At 41.0% G+C, this 17742-nt stretch carries 22 protein-coding genes and 1 pseudogene; 15 read left to right on the forward strand and 8 right to left on the reverse strand.

Annotated elements, in window-relative coordinates:
• Positions 1-159 precede the first annotated feature (159 nt).
• A complete protein-coding gene (locus tag NCY30_RS12855) occupies positions 160-1098 on the forward strand; it encodes a ParM/StbA family protein (protein ID WP_020436706.1) in 939 nt (312 codons plus the stop codon).
• 4 nt (positions 1099-1102) lie between these two features.
• Positions 1103-1474, forward strand: coding sequence for a hypothetical protein (locus tag NCY30_RS12860; RefSeq protein WP_005333400.1), 372 nt, complete (start codon positions 1103-1105; stop codon positions 1472-1474).
• A gap of 150 nt (positions 1475-1624) precedes the next feature.
• On the opposite strand, the gene NCY30_RS12865 is transcribed toward NCY30_RS12860, so the two are convergent.
• Complete coding sequence (locus tag NCY30_RS12865) at positions 1625-1954, reverse strand: helix-turn-helix transcriptional regulator (RefSeq protein WP_005333402.1); 330 nt, start codon at positions 1952-1954, stop codon at positions 1625-1627.
• 413 nt (positions 1955-2367) lie between these two features.
• Between NCY30_RS12865 and NCY30_RS12870 the strand changes: the two genes are divergently transcribed.
• Both NCY30_RS12870 and NCY30_RS12875 read left to right on the forward strand, forming a co-directional pair.
• Entirely contained in the window at positions 2368-2808 is a 441-nt protein-coding gene (locus tag NCY30_RS12870; protein ID WP_023921559.1) for a sigma factor-like helix-turn-helix DNA-binding protein, read from the forward strand.
• Positions 2808-2996: a helix-turn-helix domain-containing protein gene (locus NCY30_RS12875; RefSeq protein WP_250818791.1), complete on the forward strand. Its 189-nt coding sequence runs from the start codon at positions 2808-2810 to the stop codon at positions 2994-2996. Before NCY30_RS12870 ends, NCY30_RS12875 begins: the two co-directional genes overlap by 1 nt.
• A 130-nt stretch (positions 2997-3126) precedes the next feature.
• On the opposite strand, the gene NCY30_RS12880 is transcribed toward NCY30_RS12875, so the two are convergent.
• Positions 3127-4482, reverse strand: coding sequence for an MATE family efflux transporter (locus NCY30_RS12880; protein WP_005333407.1), 1356 nt, complete (start codon positions 4480-4482; stop codon positions 3127-3129).
• Between the two features lie 210 nt (positions 4483-4692).
• Between NCY30_RS12880 and NCY30_RS12885 the strand changes: the two genes are divergently transcribed.
• Positions 4693-5217 carry a PadR family transcriptional regulator gene (locus NCY30_RS12885; protein WP_005333410.1) on the forward strand — a complete coding sequence of 175 codons (525 nt, stop codon included), beginning with the start codon at positions 4693-4695 and terminating at the stop codon, positions 5215-5217.
• Positions 5218-5370: 153 nt separating this feature from the next.
• Here the strand turns inward: NCY30_RS12885 and NCY30_RS15395 are convergent, their stop codons facing one another.
• Positions 5371-5712: a winged helix-turn-helix domain-containing protein gene (locus NCY30_RS15395; protein WP_005333412.1), complete on the reverse strand. Its 342-nt coding sequence runs from the start codon at positions 5710-5712 to the stop codon at positions 5371-5373.
• A 253-nt stretch (positions 5713-5965) separates the two neighbouring features.
• On the opposite strand from NCY30_RS15395, the gene NCY30_RS12895 reads away from it, so the two are divergent.
• From NCY30_RS12895 to NCY30_RS12920, 6 genes are all read left to right on the forward strand, one after another.
• Complete coding sequence (locus NCY30_RS12895) at positions 5966-6277, forward strand: winged helix-turn-helix domain-containing protein (RefSeq protein ID WP_023921561.1); 312 nt, start codon at positions 5966-5968, stop codon at positions 6275-6277.
• Between the two features lie 205 nt (positions 6278-6482).
• Complete coding sequence (locus tag NCY30_RS12900; protein ID WP_040015506.1) at positions 6483-7142, forward strand: recombinase family protein; 660 nt, start codon at positions 6483-6485, stop codon at positions 7140-7142.
• Positions 7143-7188: 46 nt separating this feature from the next.
• Positions 7189-7410, forward strand: coding sequence for a DUF5348 domain-containing protein (locus NCY30_RS12905; protein WP_005333419.1), 222 nt, complete (start codon positions 7189-7191; stop codon positions 7408-7410).
• A gap of 9 nt (positions 7411-7419) precedes the next feature.
• Entirely contained in the window at positions 7420-7776 is a 357-nt protein-coding gene (locus NCY30_RS12910) for a hypothetical protein (RefSeq protein ID WP_005333420.1), read from the forward strand.
• A 2-nt stretch (positions 7777-7778) separates the two neighbouring features.
• Positions 7779-8036 carry a type II toxin-antitoxin system HicA family toxin gene (locus NCY30_RS12915; protein WP_005333422.1) on the forward strand — a complete coding sequence of 86 codons (258 nt, stop codon included), beginning with the start codon at positions 7779-7781 and terminating at the stop codon, positions 8034-8036.
• Positions 8020-8382: a type II toxin-antitoxin system HicB family antitoxin gene (locus NCY30_RS12920; RefSeq protein WP_005333424.1), complete on the forward strand. Its 363-nt coding sequence runs from the start codon at positions 8020-8022 to the stop codon at positions 8380-8382. The genes NCY30_RS12915 and NCY30_RS12920 overlap by 17 nt, the downstream gene beginning before the upstream one ends.
• Before the next feature lie 63 nt (positions 8383-8445).
• On the opposite strand, the gene NCY30_RS12925 is transcribed toward NCY30_RS12920, so the two are convergent.
• The 5 genes from NCY30_RS12925 to NCY30_RS12945 form a co-directional block, all read right to left on the reverse strand.
• Complete coding sequence (locus NCY30_RS12925; protein ID WP_005333425.1) at positions 8446-9810, reverse strand: ATP-binding protein; 1365 nt, start codon at positions 9808-9810, stop codon at positions 8446-8448.
• 89 nt (positions 9811-9899) lie between these two features.
• The gene (locus tag NCY30_RS12930) at positions 9900-10373 is read right to left on the reverse strand and encodes an LPD11 domain-containing protein (protein ID WP_005333427.1); all 474 of its coding nucleotides are present in this window, start codon (positions 10371-10373) and stop codon (positions 9900-9902) included.
• A gap of 21 nt (positions 10374-10394) precedes the next feature.
• Positions 10395-10898: an NADAR family protein gene (locus NCY30_RS12935; RefSeq protein ID WP_023921566.1), complete on the reverse strand. Its 504-nt coding sequence runs from the start codon at positions 10896-10898 to the stop codon at positions 10395-10397.
• 77 nt (positions 10899-10975) lie between these two features.
• Positions 10976-12970 carry an NAD-dependent DNA ligase LigA gene (gene ligA, locus NCY30_RS12940; protein WP_250818792.1) on the reverse strand — a complete coding sequence of 665 codons (1995 nt, stop codon included), beginning with the start codon at positions 12968-12970 and terminating at the stop codon, positions 10976-10978.
• Between the two features lie 574 nt (positions 12971-13544).
• The gene (locus NCY30_RS12945; RefSeq protein WP_009243531.1) at positions 13545-14864 is read right to left on the reverse strand and encodes an IS30 family transposase; all 1320 of its coding nucleotides are present in this window, start codon (positions 14862-14864) and stop codon (positions 13545-13547) included.
• Positions 14865-15223: 359 nt separating this feature from the next.
• Between NCY30_RS12945 and NCY30_RS12950 the strand changes: the two genes are divergently transcribed.
• The 4 genes and pseudogenes from NCY30_RS12950 to NCY30_RS15400 form a co-directional block, all read left to right on the forward strand.
• The gene (locus NCY30_RS12950; RefSeq protein WP_006426619.1) at positions 15224-15649 is read left to right on the forward strand and encodes an Hsp20/alpha crystallin family protein; all 426 of its coding nucleotides are present in this window, start codon (positions 15224-15226) and stop codon (positions 15647-15649) included.
• 87 nt (positions 15650-15736) lie between these two features.
• A complete protein-coding gene (locus NCY30_RS12955) occupies positions 15737-16198 on the forward strand; it encodes an Hsp20/alpha crystallin family protein (protein ID WP_006426618.1) in 462 nt (153 codons plus the stop codon).
• 87 nt (positions 16199-16285) lie between these two features.
• Positions 16286-16948 (forward strand): hypothetical protein, encoded by a 663-nt coding sequence (locus tag NCY30_RS12960; RefSeq protein WP_044919589.1) that lies wholly within the window; start codon positions 16286-16288, stop codon positions 16946-16948.
• Positions 16854-17693, forward strand: a pseudogene (locus NCY30_RS15400) (lysozyme family protein); the annotation flags it as partial. The gene NCY30_RS12960 and the pseudogene NCY30_RS15400, both read left to right, overlap by 95 nt.
• Positions 17694-17742: the final 49 nt, after the last annotated feature.

Genomic DNA, 17742 nt, shown 5'->3' on the forward strand with positions numbered 1-17742 from the left:
TAACGGTTGCATTTATTTAAAAAATTAAAAAAGATAATTTTTAATTTTTGTTTTTTGAATTTTTTGATTGGTAAAATAAGAAAATGGATTATAAAGAGTTGCACTCTAGGTACCTCCTACGTACAGAATAAGTATCAAATACAAAGGAGTGAAATCATTATGATTAAAAAATTAAGAGTAGCCGTGGATCACGGGAACCGGAACATGAAAACCTGTCATTTTATCTTTACCACAGGACTGACGGAACAGGATAAAAAGCCTGCCAGGGGAGAGAAGTATCTGAAATATCAGGGAAAGTATTATACCCTTAGTGAGAAGCGGATTCCGTACCAGAGGGACAAGACGCAGGACAGCCGGAACCGATTCTGGATTCTGACTTTATTTGCCATTGCAATGGAGCTGGAGCAGAAAAGCCAGATCCAGCCGGAGGATGTCATTCAGGTGGAACTTCCGATTGGGCTTCCGCCGAAGCATTTTGCAGAGCTTTGTGAGAGATATGAACGCTATTTCAAAGGGGACGGGAAGGTGCAGGAACTGTGCTTCAACGATAAAGTCTATCACCTCTGTATACAGAATGTAATGGCGTTTCCGCAGGATTATGCAGCCATGATGACGAGGATGATGGAAATCCGTGAGATTCCGAAAGTCGTAGGGATTGATATTGGCGGATTTACTTCTGATTATCTTCTGATGAGAAGTGGCAGACCGGATATGGATTATTGTGATTCTCTGGAAAAAGGTGTGATTACCATGTATAACGATATCATTTCCAGTATTAACAGTGAATATGACATGCTTCTGGAGGAGGCAGATATCGACAGTATCATCAAGGGAAAAACGCAGTATTATGAGGAAGCTGTTGTACAGGCAGTAGAAACCATGGTTCAGAATTTTGTTACCGATCTTCTGAACAGCATCCGAGAGCGGGGCATTGATACAAAATCTACTTATACGGTGTTTATCGGCGGCGGAGCAGTGCTTCTGGAACGATTTCTGGAGCAGGCAGACCGGTTGGGAAAACATACCTTTATCCGGGATATGAAAGCAAATGCCGATGGATATGATCTTTTGTATCGCATGACACAGGCTGGAGTGTGATTTTATGGGAAAGAAAAATCCGTTTGTATTCACTATTGGTTTTGATAAGTCGGATCCAGATCACGTGTATGTGACAGAACTTCTGAATACGACAGAGAAAAAAGCAAAACTGATCGTTGCGGCAATTCTGGCATATACGGGAAGAACGGATGAGACAGGTAATGGCAGTATAAGCATGGAACCGGATATGCTCCGGCCAATGATGCAGCAAATCATCCGGGAAGAAGTAAGAAAGGTATTGGAAGGGCAGGACGTTTCTAAGATAAATAGAGAAATGCCCACAGAAGTTGATTTGATGGAAGAAGAACCGCTGCGGATGGATCAGACTATGAGACAGAATGTAGTGGATGCTATCAGTGCATTTCGCAGGGCATAAAAAAGCAGGAGAGATACACATGCTTATGGCAGTGTACTCTCCTGTTCTTTGTATCAGAATGGGAATAGACAGAAAACTCACAGACTATTCACAGATTACTCACAGATTGTCTTTGTATAATGTGTAGATGATGAAGGATACGGGAGAGCCTTAACTTAGGTTCTTGAATCCATCCAGAAGTCCACGCAGTGTAGAAAGGGCAAGCTGTTTCTGCTCCTCCGGGCAGGAATTTAGTTCTGCCATGATTTGCTGCATGGTAGAATCCGGGTTCGTTTTCTGGTTAGAAAATATAGCATCTATGGAAATATGTAAGTAAGTTGCCAAGGCATAAAGTGTTTCCAACTGTGGATTGCCAATATAGTTTTCAATATCAGAGACAGTCCGTAAAGAAATCTTTGCCTGTTCCGCAAGGCTGTTTTGCGAAAGATTGCGGCGGAGACGTTCTTCCCTGACTGCATCTCCCAATAATTTTTTCACCATCTATATCACCTCACTTAATGCATATATTTTATCGTAGATTAACACTATACGAAATGCGTTAAAGTGCGTTATGATAAGCAGGATAACACATGCACAAATAGAGAAACATGGAAGTAAGTACGACAGACATGAATGGACAGCATAAGATAAAAGCCAAAGAGGAACTGAATCTGTTAAAAAAATCTTATCCATACAATGTGTCGGAGAGAAGTTAGAATATGCAGTATATGAGATACTATCATCGCATATCCTACACAATTACATAGAAAGAGAAGTATCGGCTGGACTACGAATAGAGTGGTCCAGCCTTTCTTTTTTTCGAAAAAATGAAGGCAGTGTCACGTTTTGTTGCCGCTCACCGCCATCCTCGGAATTTTTTGGAACGTGATAAAAAATTTCGGAGGATAAAACAAATGAACAAAAAAACATATACAGGATCAAAGATACAAAATCACTTTACAGCATATCTGATACAGTTTGTCCGTGGAAAACGACATGATTATCTGGAGAAGAAAATCCAGATGGCTGATGCAGAAGAACTGTTGGAGGATATTGGACAGATGGAGGCAAGAATTGTAATCGAAGAATTGCTGGAGAACCAAACGAGGGAGCAGCTTTTATTGCAGGAGGCACAGGGGAAATATCCAGAATGGAATAAGATGTCAGATGAAAGACTGATGAAAGCGCTTCATACGCTGCGGGATGAAGAACGGAAGCTGATTTACCAGCATGTGTTTGAAGAACGTACTTTTGAGGAAATGAGCAGGCTAAACGGGTTATCAGAGGAGCGATGCAAGGGTATTTATTATTATGCAATCCGGAAGATCCGCAAGGTGATGGGAGGTGAAAACTAATGAATTTTGAACGATTACTTTTAAAGGCAAAAGAAGGAATTGCAGATGCGGTACTGAAGATTTTAGAGATATATAAGCCGCTTTTAATTAAGAATGCGATTGTGAATGGCAGATTTGATGAAGATCTGTATCAGGAACTGGTAAGTACATTGCTTCAGTGTATCCAGAGATTCCAGATAATTGAGTAAGTTATCTTAAACAAAGGCTGCAATCACTCTCAGGGGAGTAACATCCTCTGGGAGTGATTGTTTTTTGAAGGGTGATATTGCCTCAGTTCGAAGCGGCAGACGGTGTTGATCTATTATGTTGCCTGATGCTTTAATGCTCTTTTGTTGTTGCCAGTTCTTTATGAAGATGTAGAGCCATAAACACAGTAACAATAGCAGAAATTACATCGGCAATCGGTTGTGCATATAGTATTCCATTTATGCCCCAGAATGATGGGAGCAACAGAATGATCGGAACAAAGCAAATACCTTGTCGGCAAGCCCCAAGAACGAATCCGGCGGTGCCTTTTCCAAGTGCAAGAAACAGAGAAGAATACACTGTGTAAAATCCAAATACGAAGAAGGAAAATCCATTTGCCATTAGCGATTTTTGACCTACAGAAATCATCTCTGTATTGCCTTCTGTAAATTGCGAAATAATCTGTGTGGAAAATAGGGCTATTGTCAATCCCACAACTACACAAAATATTGTTGACCATAAGATAGAAGTTTTAATTGCTTCCCTGAGCCGATCAAACTTTTTGGCACCATAGCTAAAGCCGGCAATTGGTTGGAAACCTTTTAAGAAGCCGAACACAACCAGAGTTCCCATTGAAGTGATTCTTGTAACAGCGCCCATTCCGGCGATAACAGCATCTCCATAGATATTAGCTTCCCGGTTTATGAATGCGATAGAAAGGCTTGTAAGAAGCTGGAAAGTCAATGTGGGTATACCGATTTTCAGAATTTCAGTTATGATCTGCTTAGAAGGACAAAATTCCTTAATGGAAAATGTAAAAGCGCTTTTTTTCTGTAATGCATAAATTAAATATACAAGAGTAGAAGCCATTTGAGAAATTGCTGTAGCGATTGCCGCACCAGCAACCCCCATGTCGAGAGTATAGATGAAAATAGGATCTAAACCAATATTCAATACAGCTCCTAATAATAATGCACACATAGTTGTTTTTGCGGCGCCTTCACTTGCAACGATATTGTTCATCGTTACATTAAATACATTGAAAATACATGAAATAACATAGATTCTTCCATAAGAAAGGGCGTATGGCATAATCGTGTCTGTTGCACCTAACATGGTTAAAATAGGTTTCAAAAAAATTGCAGTTCCGATAATAATAACTGCGCCAATACAAACACTGCTGTATAATGCAGTACTGGCGACTTTACTTGCAGCTTCCCTATCTCCTCGCCCTAAAAGTCTTGATAAGTAGGAGGCGGCACCATTGCCAAACATCAGACCTAAACCAACAACTACTTGTCCTAAAGGAAACGCAATGGAAATTGCACCCATTTGACTCTCGCCAAGTCCTCCTATGAAATAAGCATCCACCAAATTGTAGAGAGCGTTAATAAGCATACCAATCATTATCGGTATACCAAGAGCCATTAGTGCTTGGGGAACAGGTGCATTTCCTAATAAATCCATTTTGTTGTTATTCTTGTTCATTTCAAATACTCCTTTCAATTAAGAATATAAATTATAGTAGTATAAATTATAGTATACTACGTGAGAGAATACTACTATAATTTATAGTAGTTGTCAAGCGTGTATCCTGCAATTTCCTTGACAAGAGGTATAAAATCAAATACTATAAATTACAGTATATATAACCGTAAGTATTTTATAGCTTTCGTGGATATAGAAAGTGGGTGAACTATGGCTACAATAGATTTAATTGTGTTAGGAATATTGAAAAAGGAACCGATGGGAGCCTATGATATTCAAAAATTAGTGGAATATCGTAATATATCAAAATGGGTAAAAATCAGTACACCATCCATTTACAAAAAAGCAATTCAGTTGGAGGAAAAAGGCTTCATTAAAGGAGAAATTGTGAAAGAAGGTAAGATGCCTGAAAAAGCAGTTTATTCATTAACAGATGAAGGCGAAAAAGAATTTGTAAAGCTTATGATGGAAACAGCCTCTAAACCCATTCACTTTTTTTTAGATTTTAATGCAGTAATTGTAAATTTGGATAAGTTACCGCCTGAAAGTCAACAATCATGTATTGCCAGTATTGAGGAAAATATTGAAATATTAAAAACTTATCTGGAGGAAAATCTTCGAGAGAAAGAGAATGATCCGGAAATCCCTAAGACTGGTATGGCAGTATTGCAACAGCAGATAGTTTTGGCGGATGCTATTGAAAAATGGATTATTTCTCTAAAAAAAGACTTTTGATGAAGAAGTCACTAGCTGATTTCTTATTAGGTCTGCAGGATTGGGAAGAAACAGGGATGGATGCCGACCTATGTTCCGGCTTTGTAGCCAGAACATAGAAATTTTCTTAGTGGGGAATCTCCCTCAAACCCGGTGCTCCTTATATCCTGCAGATTAAACTTCAAATTTATACCCATATCCAACTACTGTTTTTATGTAATTCTTGTCGCTGGAATACTTTTTTATCTTCTTGCGTATTTGAAAAATAGTGTTTTCCACGGCGTGGAAATAACCATTTGCTTTTTCATGCCAAACTGCTTCATAAATCTGTTGTTTAGTAAAAGCCATCCCTGGATTAGAATATAGCATATAAAGTACATCAAATTCTTTTACAGAAAAGTTAATGTCTTTTCGTACTATTAAGCCGTAGGTCGTAAAGGTCTGCGACTTTAACTTTACCCGGAAAGGAGCTGCCACATATATAGGCAGTGCTGTAATTTTAACAGTAACGGTCACCAATCTATGGGGATGGCTTGTATATCCGGCTGAAATGCTAAAAAATCAGTGGTTCTTATTTATCACTTCACTCTGCCCCGGTAATTATGTGTTTGCCGTTTCTGGCTCTTGCAGCTATTGCGATTCTACTGGTCTATTACCAGACTATTTGCAGGTAAAGCATTGCTCTGGTTTTGAATTTGAGTTTTGGCAGTCTAATAATAGCATTTTAGATTAGCTGTGATAAGGTGAAACAGATTAGGAGGAAAGTAAATTGCATTACAAAGACAAAAACCTACAGATAGATATTCGCTGTCATACTGTTTTTATGAATGATCAAAAGATTGAATTGAGTCTGAAAGAATTTACGGTACTAAAATATCTAACAGAACATCCTGGCTGGGTATTCTCTCACGAGGAGATTTATCGTAATGTCTGGAAGGAAGAACCGATTGACTGTGCTAATGCGGTTATGTGCTGCATTAGCCAGCTTCGTAAAAAGTTAAAAGTAGATTCACGGAACTGGAATTACATCCGCACCGTCCGAGGTGTGGGCTATAAGTTTCAACCACTCTCAGGGGAGTAACATCCTCTGGGAGTTTTTTGTCATATTTGTTGCACTTTTCGGCTTTGGTACGTACAGAAATAGAAAAGAAACATATCCCAAAATGTATACATTTTAGAAGTACGTTCCGGAAAGAGGGATTATATTTCAAAAAGGTTACACACACAGTTTTGAAATATACCAATAAAAGTGTGGATATTTTGGGACATGGAAAGGAGAAATGTGGATGCAGATATATGGATATCACCGTACCAGTACAAAGGAGCAGCATCTTGACCGTGGCATACAGGAAATTGAGCGGTACTGTAACGAGCATGAGATGGCACTTACGAATATTTTTACGGATCAGGAGACAGGGAAGAATTTTAATCGTCCGAGATATACCGTTTTAGTGGAGGATGTCCTGCGGCCGGGAGATATTTTGATTGTTACAGAATTGGACAGACTGGGAAGAAACAAGTATGACACCATGCAACAGATCCAGCGGATTAAGAACATGGGAGTGCGGCTTATGGTTCTGGAACTGCCGACTACGCTTATGGATTTATCTGTGATGGATAATGCGATGGCAAGGATGATGCTGGAAACAATCAATAACATGATGCTGGAGCTTTATGCTTCTATGGCGCAGGCAGAGCTGGAGAAAAAGGAGAAGCGACAGCGGGAAGGGATAGAAGCGAAGAAATTGCGGGGCGAATGGGATGATTATGGAAGACCAAGTGTGATGAAGCAGGAAACTTTTGATGAGAACTTTCAAAGCGTAGTTTCTGGAGAAACGACACCTACACAGCTTCGTAAAAATTTGGGAATGACGCACTCAACTTTTTATCGCTATCGAAAAACTTTTTATGAAAAATACCCGGAACTTTCAAATTCTGCAAATTAAAGTCCTATTACTTATATAGACCAAAGAATTTCAGGAGGAAAGAAATATGAGTGAAAAGAGAATAGGTACTTTAATTTATGATCCATCAATGGGAAGATTTGATATCCGGTTTGGGATTGAATCTTATTATGGAGGTCTTCATTGCGGAGAATGTTTTGATGTGAAGGTAAAGGATGCATGGATTCCGGTTCGGATTGAAATGGATGAAGACTGGTATCTGGTAGGGCTTCCTAAGACGAGTCTCAGTGGACTGACGGTTCGAATGTAGGAGGAGCATATGATGGAAGCTAAAAAGAAATATGAAAAGCCGGCATTCCGATTGGTGACAGATTTGGGGAGTATTTTGGAATGTCTGTATGAGGTATATGGAACGGATGGAACGATGTTGATTGCTGGGAACAAGTTATCGGATACGGTAATCTATCCGTTTATCCGCATGATTAAAAAGAAATGCAAAGCAGTGGATGCGGAAAAGCTGAATCTGATGCTCTGGAAGATTTATATGGTAAGTTCGAGAAAAGAAGAATTTGTGACGGCTGCTAAGAAAGAGCTGCAGCCTTATTTGACCAAGAAAGATGAAAAACAGATTGACACCACATATGACACCACATATACTATAGATAGGAGGCATTAAAGATGTCGAAATGGGATAAACTATTGACAAGAATTTGCTCATTATCGAAAGACCTTCGTTTTGATGAACTAAGAAAAGTATTAGAAAGTTATGGATATGAGATAAATGCTCCGAGAAGTGGGAGCAGCCATTATACATTCCGTAAAGCGGGATGCCAGCCGATAACAATACCGAAACACGAACCAATCAAGAAAATTTATGTTGAAATGGTAAAGCAGATTGTAGAAAGTGAGGCGAAAAACGATGAAGACACTGAATGATTATTTGGCAATGTCCTATCGCATGGAAATTGTGGAAGATAAGGATGAAGGTGGATTTGTGGTTTCTTATCCGGAACTGCCGGGATGCATCACCTGTGGAGAGACGATAGAAAGGGCAGTTGAAAATGCAGCGGATGCAAAAAAAGCATGGTTAGAAGCTGCACTGGAAGAAGGGATTGAGATTCACGAACCGGGAAGCCTGGAAGAGTATTCGGGACAGTTTAAAATAAGGATGCCACGCAGCTTACACCGGGATCTGGCGGAACACTCAAAAAAAGAAGGCATCAGTATGAATCAATACTGTATATATCTTCTTTCAAAGAATGATGCGCTGTTAGTAAAATAAATATACAAGAATATAGATGAAAAGAGCCGTCCGGATGGGCGGCTCGAAGTATTCTTTCTTTGATTAAAAATGATATTGTTCTAGCAGATAGATAGGAAGTGTTTGTACGTTTCCAACGGTTCCGCCTTTGGTATCACCTTTCAGATATAGTAGTTTATTGGCCTTCCCCTGTTCCAATGCCTTCAAGGCAGTAGATGCAGTTCCCTTACCGGCTTTAACTTCAATCAGATAGCGGATGTGAGTTTTCAATGTCTGAGCTACAAAATCAATTTCACCACCTTTATAAGTAGCAAAAGCCGGTGTCTCAAAGATAATTTCTTCCGGGAATTCCTGGCGTTTGGACAAGTTAATGTAAACATAGTTTTCGTTCAATGAGCCATCCATAGTTGATACAGTAGCACCAGTTCTGGAGAGATAATAATATGCAACTCCAAGATCCATGAAGAAGCAGCGGCTTCCCGGTTTGAAATTCAAGATGTCCAGTTCTGTGATTTTGCCACAGAAACCGATGATTCCAGAATGGTAAAGCCAGTTGATAGCACGATAGCAGGTTGCTTTAGAAAGATTACTGGAGTAATTCTTTGTAACGAGCTTTTGCAGTTCTTCACTTATACTGTCCTCATCTAATCCTTTCTTTTCACGAAGCAGAATACGGCAGATGCTTAAAAAGATGTTGGTAAAAACACTAATATCTGTGATGTCATCAAAGTACCGCATAGATTCGTTTAAGAAAATGCGGATGATTCTAACAAGCTCTTTTTGAGCTGCTTCCACGTCTTTTGTGTTAAGGTATGTTTCCACAACCTTTGGATAGCCGCCAATCTGTCTATAGATGTCGTAAACATTCTTTAATTCGTCATATAGTTCCGGTACGGTGTCATCTGCATGATCCAGTGGAAGTGATAGATACTTCTGAAAAAGCTGGTCATCCAATGCTTCCAAAAACTCTTTAAAGGAAAGGGTATAAATACGGATACTGGTAATATCTCCACTGGAGAATTTGAATTCCGGTTCCAGTACACGTCCCAGATAACTTCCAGTTACAATGAAATGCGCTTGAAAATAGCGGGTAAATTCTCGGATACGGTTGAATATCTCTGAGGATTCCTGAATTTCATCAATAATGATGACTGTATCGTTGGTATCTTCAAAATCCGGATCGAAGAGTTTAAAAGCATCGTGAAGCGGCTGCTCCGGTCGTTTTGTACCGGGAGTCCAGTCTGTGGCTTTTTTGTAACATTCCATAAATTGTTTGCCGGACAAATCAAACAGGTTAATGTAGATCTTGTGCCTGAAGTTCTCATCCGCAAATTTATTGATAATATATGTTTTTCCGACCTGTCTGGCACCATTCACTTCCAAGGTGCTGTGGACGGTATCGTTTTTCCAATCCAGAAGCTGATCGTAAACTTTTCTTTTCAGATACATGGGAAATGCTCCTTTCTTTCAACTGTTCCTATTATATCAAAATATGAATGGATAATATAGAGGGTAATTTCTGATAAATGATGAATTGTCTAGTCTGAGCAGTTCTTCACGGGTATTCCGGTTTCTGTCATTACTTTTTCGTACTGAAGAAGCTGTTCCCAGGTCAGCCATTCCGGTTTCTGATCTGTGGGAAAACCATTCCATAATTCTTTCATACGGGCAATATGGTTTTGAACGCTATGATTGCATAGGATAGACGGACTGCGATTTCCGTAGCCCAGATAGTATTCACAGTCAGACTGTAATTTACTTAACATCCGGTACTCGAATTCATAGGAACTTCTTTGATACGGAGCCGGATGAAATGTGTACTCCTGCTGTATGGGATGGGAAGGTTCTCCATCAATATGGTTAAAAGATAAAGAATAAAGATTCGGTTCAGGCTCTTTGCCAAGGTCAATATCCTTCCACAACTTTCCGAATTGGTCCTTATATACCGGACAGGAAAAATCATCCATGCCAGTATACTCAAGCACTAATTTTGTTTTTGCATTTTCATTCATTCTATTAGACCATCCTTTCCTTTATTGCAGACATTGAGGTATATTATTGGGCGCTGTTTCTGCATTCCACTGCAGCTTCGCACGTACATCCATCAGGATGATTCCTAACTGGTTTTCTCCGCAGTTATTGACTTTGCCCCAGAAATAGTCACCCCAGTTGTTTCCTTCAATAAGTGTGGACTCTCCGGTTGCAAGAAGTTTATCCCGGAGTTCCGGGTTCTGCATGAATTTGCACATGCAGATTTCATACATGAGCCGGACTTTCACTTTTTCCCAGTCCGGGCGTAATGTAAGATCTCTGCCGAGTTTCTTTGCATCAGAAGGATTATGCATCCGAAAAATACAGAATTTGCGTTGCTCTCTCGCAGAGAGTGTTTTCTGCGCTTGAAAAGCAGCTTCATTATTTGCATAGGTTTGTCCCATGTAAGAGACCGGTGCCGGATAGAAATTGCTTAGAAAAGCATAATCTCCCCGAAATTCATTGATCTGTGTAGGTATGCGCTTGCTTGTATTTGTTTGATTCATTATAAATTCCTCCTTTGTAAAAGAGGTGCGGCCTTTCAGCCACACCTCAAAATAATTCTCATCTATTGCAGAGATGGTTATGCAATCATCTCCAAAAATTCAGCTTCTGTAAGAATTGGAATACCAAGGCTCTGGGCTTTTGCCAGTTTGCTGCCGGCTTTTTCCCCGCAGATCAGGTAATCGGTTTTCTTTGTTACAGAGCTGCCAGGTTTGGCACCAAGCTCCAGAATCTTATCGTTGATACCGTCTCTGGTAAAATGCTCCAGTTTCCCTGTTGCTACGATGGTACATCCTGTAAATTTGTTTTCTTTTGTCATAATGGTCTCTTCCTTTCTTTGTTCAAATGTGAATTCGTTCTGTAAGTTTTTCCATAAATCAAGATTTGCTTCATCTGCAAACCAGGAATGGATGTTGTGATTTAAGATTTCGCCAAAATCCTCTAACTGAGTGAAGTCGTAATCTCCGACAGCCGCCTGTTCAAATGCAGTTAAATTTCCGGAAAATACGGTGTCCAGAATCCGGCTTTTGGTTCTGCCGATCATAGGAATATCCATGGAAACCAGATAGCGGACAAAGCTGGTCCTCCGGCTGGCGTTGATGGATTCCCACAAGCGGTCGAAAGATTTCTTACCATATCCGTCCAGTGCCACAATATCTTCCCGGTGTTCCTCCAGATGATAGATGTCCTGAAAAGAGTGCAGATAGCCCAGATTCAGGAATTTTTCCAAAGTGGCTTCTGACAGTCCTTCGATGTTCATTGCCTTCTTGCTGGCAAAATGGACAAACCTTCTTGTGATCTGGCTGTCGCACTGCGGATTATCACAATGCAGAGTTTCTACGGTGCGACCGTCGCTGGTCTTACGGCTGTAGGTTCTGGTTTTGGAACCACAGCAGGGGCAGACCGGAGGCGTGATGTCAGTATATCTTCCACGATCCAGATTATCCTCTATATGTGGGATGATCATGTTTCGTTTGGAAACAAGAATCCGGCATCCGGGTACAAGCTCCAGATTTTTGATAAAGGTCAGATTATGAAGGGAAGCTCTGGAAACATCACAGCCGTCAATCTTCACGGTATCGAAGATGCCGACCGGAGCAATCTCTCCGAATCTGGTCGGTGTCCATTCAATTTCACGCAAGAAAGTTTCGTAGGTATCATCCTCAAACTTATAGGCGAGGCCGTCCTTATAGTGGTGTCCGGTTTTTCCGCAGCTTTTGGAGTAGCTGAGACTGTCAAAAATCATGACAATGCCATCGATAGGAAGATGTAAATTAGCTGCTGTGGATACCAATTCCTGAATGAATTTCTCCGCATATTCTCTTGAAAGTCCGGTTCCTGAAATTGAGAAAAACGGGCAGTAACCAAAGCCCAAGTGTGTTAAACCTTCTAATTTGCAGGCTCTGCTGTCCGGGAAGGGAACATCCTCCATTCCTTCTAATACATTGAACGGAAGAAAGCGAACACAACGTCCGATACAGTTCTTCGGATCAAGACTTCGTACTGATCCGGAAGCAAAATTACGTCCGTTTTTATAAGGTTTTCCATTTCCATCACGCAGAGTATCTTTCAGACGTTCAAAATCATTGGTTGGTATAAAAGACTCACCGGTAATGACCAGACGTTCTTTGTGTGGAATGGTAAGCGGTACATTTAAAAATGCCGGGATATTGTGTGTAATATCTTCCCCCACTTCACCATCTCCACGGGTAGAAGCCTGAATCAGTCTGCCATCTTCGTAAATGAGTTTGGTAGTCAAACCGTCCAGTTTCAGCATAAAGAGAACTTCCTGTCCTTTCATGAAATCTAAAAGCTCTGAAATCAGTTTTGTTTTCTCAAGCGAGAGCAGTGGAATCGGATGGGTGACTTTGGCAAGTTCACTAACCGGATAATATCCAACCGTCTGTGTCGGAGAATTTGACAGGATGAAACCAGTCTGTTCCTCCAGTTCCTTCAGTTTGTCAAAGAGCCGGTCATACTCGGCATCGGATACCAGAGGGGCATCCTGATTGTAGTAGGCATGACGGTATTCATTGAGTTGTTTTACAAGGTTCTTAATTCTTTTGATTGACATAGAGTCTCCTTTCTTTTGTGGCGTGCCAGTTCCGGAATCATTTGTTTTCGTAATCCTCCTTTCCCTGCGTTCAGGCATAAAAAAAGAGAATGACGCTTATGTTCATTCTCAAAATAGATGCAGTTTCCTGCAAAATAAAAAAAGCCAGAAGTCCCTGCTGCTTGTTGGGCATAGGAATACTCCTGACTACGTTTCAAACCTAAACTGCGTGTGATAAATCCTTTCCGGATTGACACAAATAATTGATACAAGAACAGTGTAACACTAGATATAGTATATGTCAAATTGAAATATACTAAATAAGCAATAGCAAAACAATATAGAAAGGACACAGAAAGTTGGTTGAATGAAAAAGTAACTTCCACCATACATTGGCACAGGTAAAATAAGACCTTTTTGCAGGACTAACATCCATATAGTTCTGGATTATTCGTAAAAATTAACATATAATAAGGGCAGAAAACAAAGCTTTTTCTGGAAGATGGGCATGATTTTGGGACCACTGAAAGTACTTTTGAAAAATTAACTTCCACCGGCCTGATTATGAAACCAGCGCCGGAAATGGATCTTGCAGTTACTTTTTCAAGAGTGATGGCTTAAGGATCACCTGGTTGGCGGGAATCCTTTCCAGCTGGCAGAGGTCCAGCAGTTTTCTGTCTATCAGCAGCAGAGCCAGTTCAAACGGGGTGCAGCCGTTTAAACTGGCTCTTGCTACGCTATTGATGTGGTTGGTGATCAGAGTTACCTGCTCCTGGTCCAAGCCTGCGAATGTCGTACCTTTGGGGATAATATAACGGATGAATTCATGATTTTTTTCCAGACGTCCCTTCTGCCAGGAAGCCATGGGATCGCAGTAAAAGACACGGGATAGAAGTTCACCTTCAGGCCGTTCAAAAATAGCTGGATCTTTGAATGAGGCACCATTGTCTGTAAGAATGACCGGAAAGAGTTTTCGATATAGCTCTGCTCCCAGATGGGTATATATTCGCTGAAACACATCTTGTACGTTGTCCTTCCTGTCAGCCTCCATAAGAAAAATAAGCATAAGGCTACAATTACGGAAAAGCATGGTCAACAGTACTTGTTCTGATTTTCCCCCGGCACCTTCCACCACATCTAATTCCACCACATTTGTATCTGGAAACTTTTCCAGATATCTCTCAAAATCCTGATAGGATCTGTCTTTTCTATATCCAGTGTTGTCAGGTTCTCTGCGGACCTGCCGACGTTTTTTGTAGCGGACCTTCCGGGGAAGGTCGAGGTTGATTGCAGTGAAGTATCCCTGGTCTATATAGTTGTAGAGGGTCCTTATAGAACAAGGGACGGATTCCTGATTAGAAGCAAAGATATGGGACAAAGGCTGTCCCTGCAGAAGCAGAGGGGAAACCAGACGGTCCAGCTGTTCCAGGGACTCAGGAGTCTGGTTAATCCCAGAGCGTGAAGAAGATTTTGTTTCACTGTAAATATCGTTGGCATAATTGGCCCTGTAGAAATAGAAGTCGTGGGAACAGTTGCGTATCTGAGGGCAGTCATTACACACGTAGGGGGGCTTTTTTAACTTTTCGCAGAGTCTGGGAGTAAAGTCAGGACAATACATGGAACAGCGCTTAGGGCGGCATTTCCAGCATAAGGAATTACAAGTCTGATTCCCGCAGATATGCTGCTTTACACAGTTCTGAAAATGCTCGCATTCTGAGCGCTTCCGCTGGGTTTCGTTTTGAAAATGAGGAACCCGGAAAAGGTGACGCCGAATCTCCTTGGAAATGGTAGAAGAATCCTTGTTGATTCTGCAGGCAATCTGCGTGAAATTTTCCCCACGGCTGATACCATGTTCAATGGCAGCACGATCAGCAAGGGTAAGGTGTTTTTTGTTTCCAGTAGCTTTAGTAGACATAAATGAATCCTCCTATACAATAAAAATATCCCATTTCCGGTAGTTGGAGGATATGACCAGGGAGGAGCCCTGGTATTTCTTATAGAATAAACGATTGCAAGACTAACTTCCACCCCCAGTTCCTAATGTAGAGCAAAACAGACTAAAGGTGGAAGTTAGTTTTTCATTTAAGGGACACAGAAAGTTCACAAAAATATTAGCACTCACTATTGACGAGTGCTAATATACGTGCTATAGTACATATAGAACAAAGAAGAAGGAACAACAAAGAGAGTTAAAAAGATTCTCTTGAGTTTCTTATAACATCCCAGTTCCAAAGAAACAAGGTAAACATGCATAGAAAAAAGGAGAGATGACTTATGTTAATGCCTAGTATTTTTGGAGAAAACTTATTTGATGATTTTTTTGATTATCCATTCGTAAAAAATGAAGCGGAGTCAAATGGTTTGATGAAGACGGATGTGAAGGATACCGAACATGGATATGAGATTACAATGAACCTTCCGGGAGTAAAAAAGGAAGATGTAAAGGCAGCATTGAAGGATGGTTATCTGACAATCAGTGCTACTTCAGATTCCAAGAAGGAAGAGAAAAATGATAAAGGACAGTACATCCGTCGTGAACGTTACACTGGTTCCTGCAGCAGAAGCTTTTATGTTGGTGATGCGGTAACTGAAGAAGATATCAAAGCCAAATTTGAAAACGGTACATTGAAGATGCTGGTTCCGAAAAAAGAAGAGCAGAAGGCTGTGGAAAATAAGAAATACATTGCCATTGAAGGATAATGTATTCATGACATAGATGTTCAATCTGCCGGACTTCCAAAGGAAGACCGGCTGACATGACAGGTTCATAAAAAGGAGGAATGACGTATGTTAATGCCTAGTATTTTTGGAGAAAATTTGTTTGATGATTTTATGAGTGATTTTCCATTCTTTGATGATAGAGATCTGAGAAAGACAGAAAGAAAACTGTACGGACACAATGCAAAACGCCTGATGAAGACTGATATCAAAGAGACAGATTCCGGCTTTGAACTGGAAATGGATCTTCCGGGATTCAAGAAAGACGAGATCAAGGTTTCACTGGACAACGGTTATATGACCGTCAGTGCGGCGAAAGGCCTGGACAAGGATGAGCAGGAGAAGAAATCCGGAAAATATATCCGCAGGGAGCGTTATGCCGGAGCCTGCGAGCGTTCCTTCTATGTAGGAGAGAATGTTACGGAAGCGGATATCAAAGGAGAGTTTAAACATGGTATTCTGAAACTGCTTGTTCCGAAGAAAGATAAACCGGCAGTAGAAGAAAAGAAATACATTGCCATTGAAGGCTAATGCGAAGATACAGGTGAGCGGGGGAGCGAAGAAATGCTCCTCCGCTCTTGTGCTATTTGGAGAGAAAATGAACGAGAGGTGACGGTGATGAAACAATATATACTGGATACCCGGATGGGAACCATACAGGAAGAACCGATACAGGGAAAAATGGGCTGGGATGGAACAGAAAACCAGCAAGAGAATACGTGTCTGATACTGGCAGCAACACTAAAGGAATTTGAAGCAAGTGAAATCCTGCATCCCTGTAAAAAGGAGCTGCTTCACAGTCTGAACTGTGAGAAATACTGCAAAGTAGAGTTCTTTCATAATTGTATTCAGGGAATTATCCGGTCACCGTTGACAGATGGGCACAGGCAGAAGCCGTTCCTTTTTGGATTCCTGCTGTATCAGAACATGCTGTGGTTTGTGAGTGATGATGCAAAACTGCCGAACATGGTGGAACAGATTCGGGAAGAACTATATGAGGGGTTCTCTATTCAGGATTTTCTGCTTGCCTTTTTTAATCATCTGATTGAGAAGGATATGAGCTTCCTTCAGAAAATTGAAGATGGGCTGGAACGTATGGAAGAAAAAGTGCTTGACAGGAAAGAAGCCCACCTCAATGAAGCAATCATGCAGAACCGCAGGGAGTTATCACAGCGACACGGCTACTATCCTGGAATATGTATCTGCGATTCAGGCCATCATGATGCAGAAATCTGGAGGCAGGGGAACAGACCCGATGCAGTGTTCGGAAAGTCTGTATAATACAAGATTCTCACACAGTCCCGGTTCTATTACCGATCCGAATTATTCGATAGAGGTGGGAGTGCAGACCTTTGCAGACTGTATCAGTCAGGCAGGATGCAGCAGCCCACAGGATATGGATAAGTTAAGACTTGCATGACAGGGATATAACTATGGAAACGGATACATAGGATGGGCGCTGCAAAGAGGCGGATACACAGAAGCCAATGCTTTACAATTTTCACAGGAACAGGAAGCTTCGCAAGGATGGAGCAGTTACGGAGATCCCCAATACGTTCCCCATGTGATGCGGTATTATTCCGGTGGCAGCCTGTTTTCTGGTTTGTTTGGAAATCAGCAGATCGTATCGGTTGCAATGGGGCAGCTTGGAAACAGTGGTGGTCAGAAGTTCTGAAGCTGGTATGGATTTGACAGCCGGGTAGAATGGTGTGCCTGTTTTGCATCATGGTGTGCAGAACAAAGTGGAATGGTTGCATCTGGACAAGTATTGAAGTTCTCAAGCTGTGCTGTAGGAGCAAGTTGGTTTCAGGGACAAGGAAGATGGAAAGGAAAAGGCTATACACCATCCGCAGGAGACTTTATCTTTTTTGATTGGAATAAGGATGGACAGGTGGACCATGTAGGGATTGTTGTGAATGTAGCGAATGGACGAGTGAATACGATTGAAGGAAATACAAGCAATATGGTGGCAAGAAGAAGTTATCAATTTGGGGGAATAGTGATAGTGGGATATGGATATATATAAAATCTATTGACAAAATATCCTCCTTGTTATATATTTATAACAATAAATG

The sequence above is a fragment of the Dorea sp. MB18-49 genome (genome assembly GCF_023669465.1).
GTDB classification, from domain to species: Bacteria; Bacillota; Clostridia; order Lachnospirales; family Lachnospiraceae; genus Dorea_A; species Dorea_A longicatena.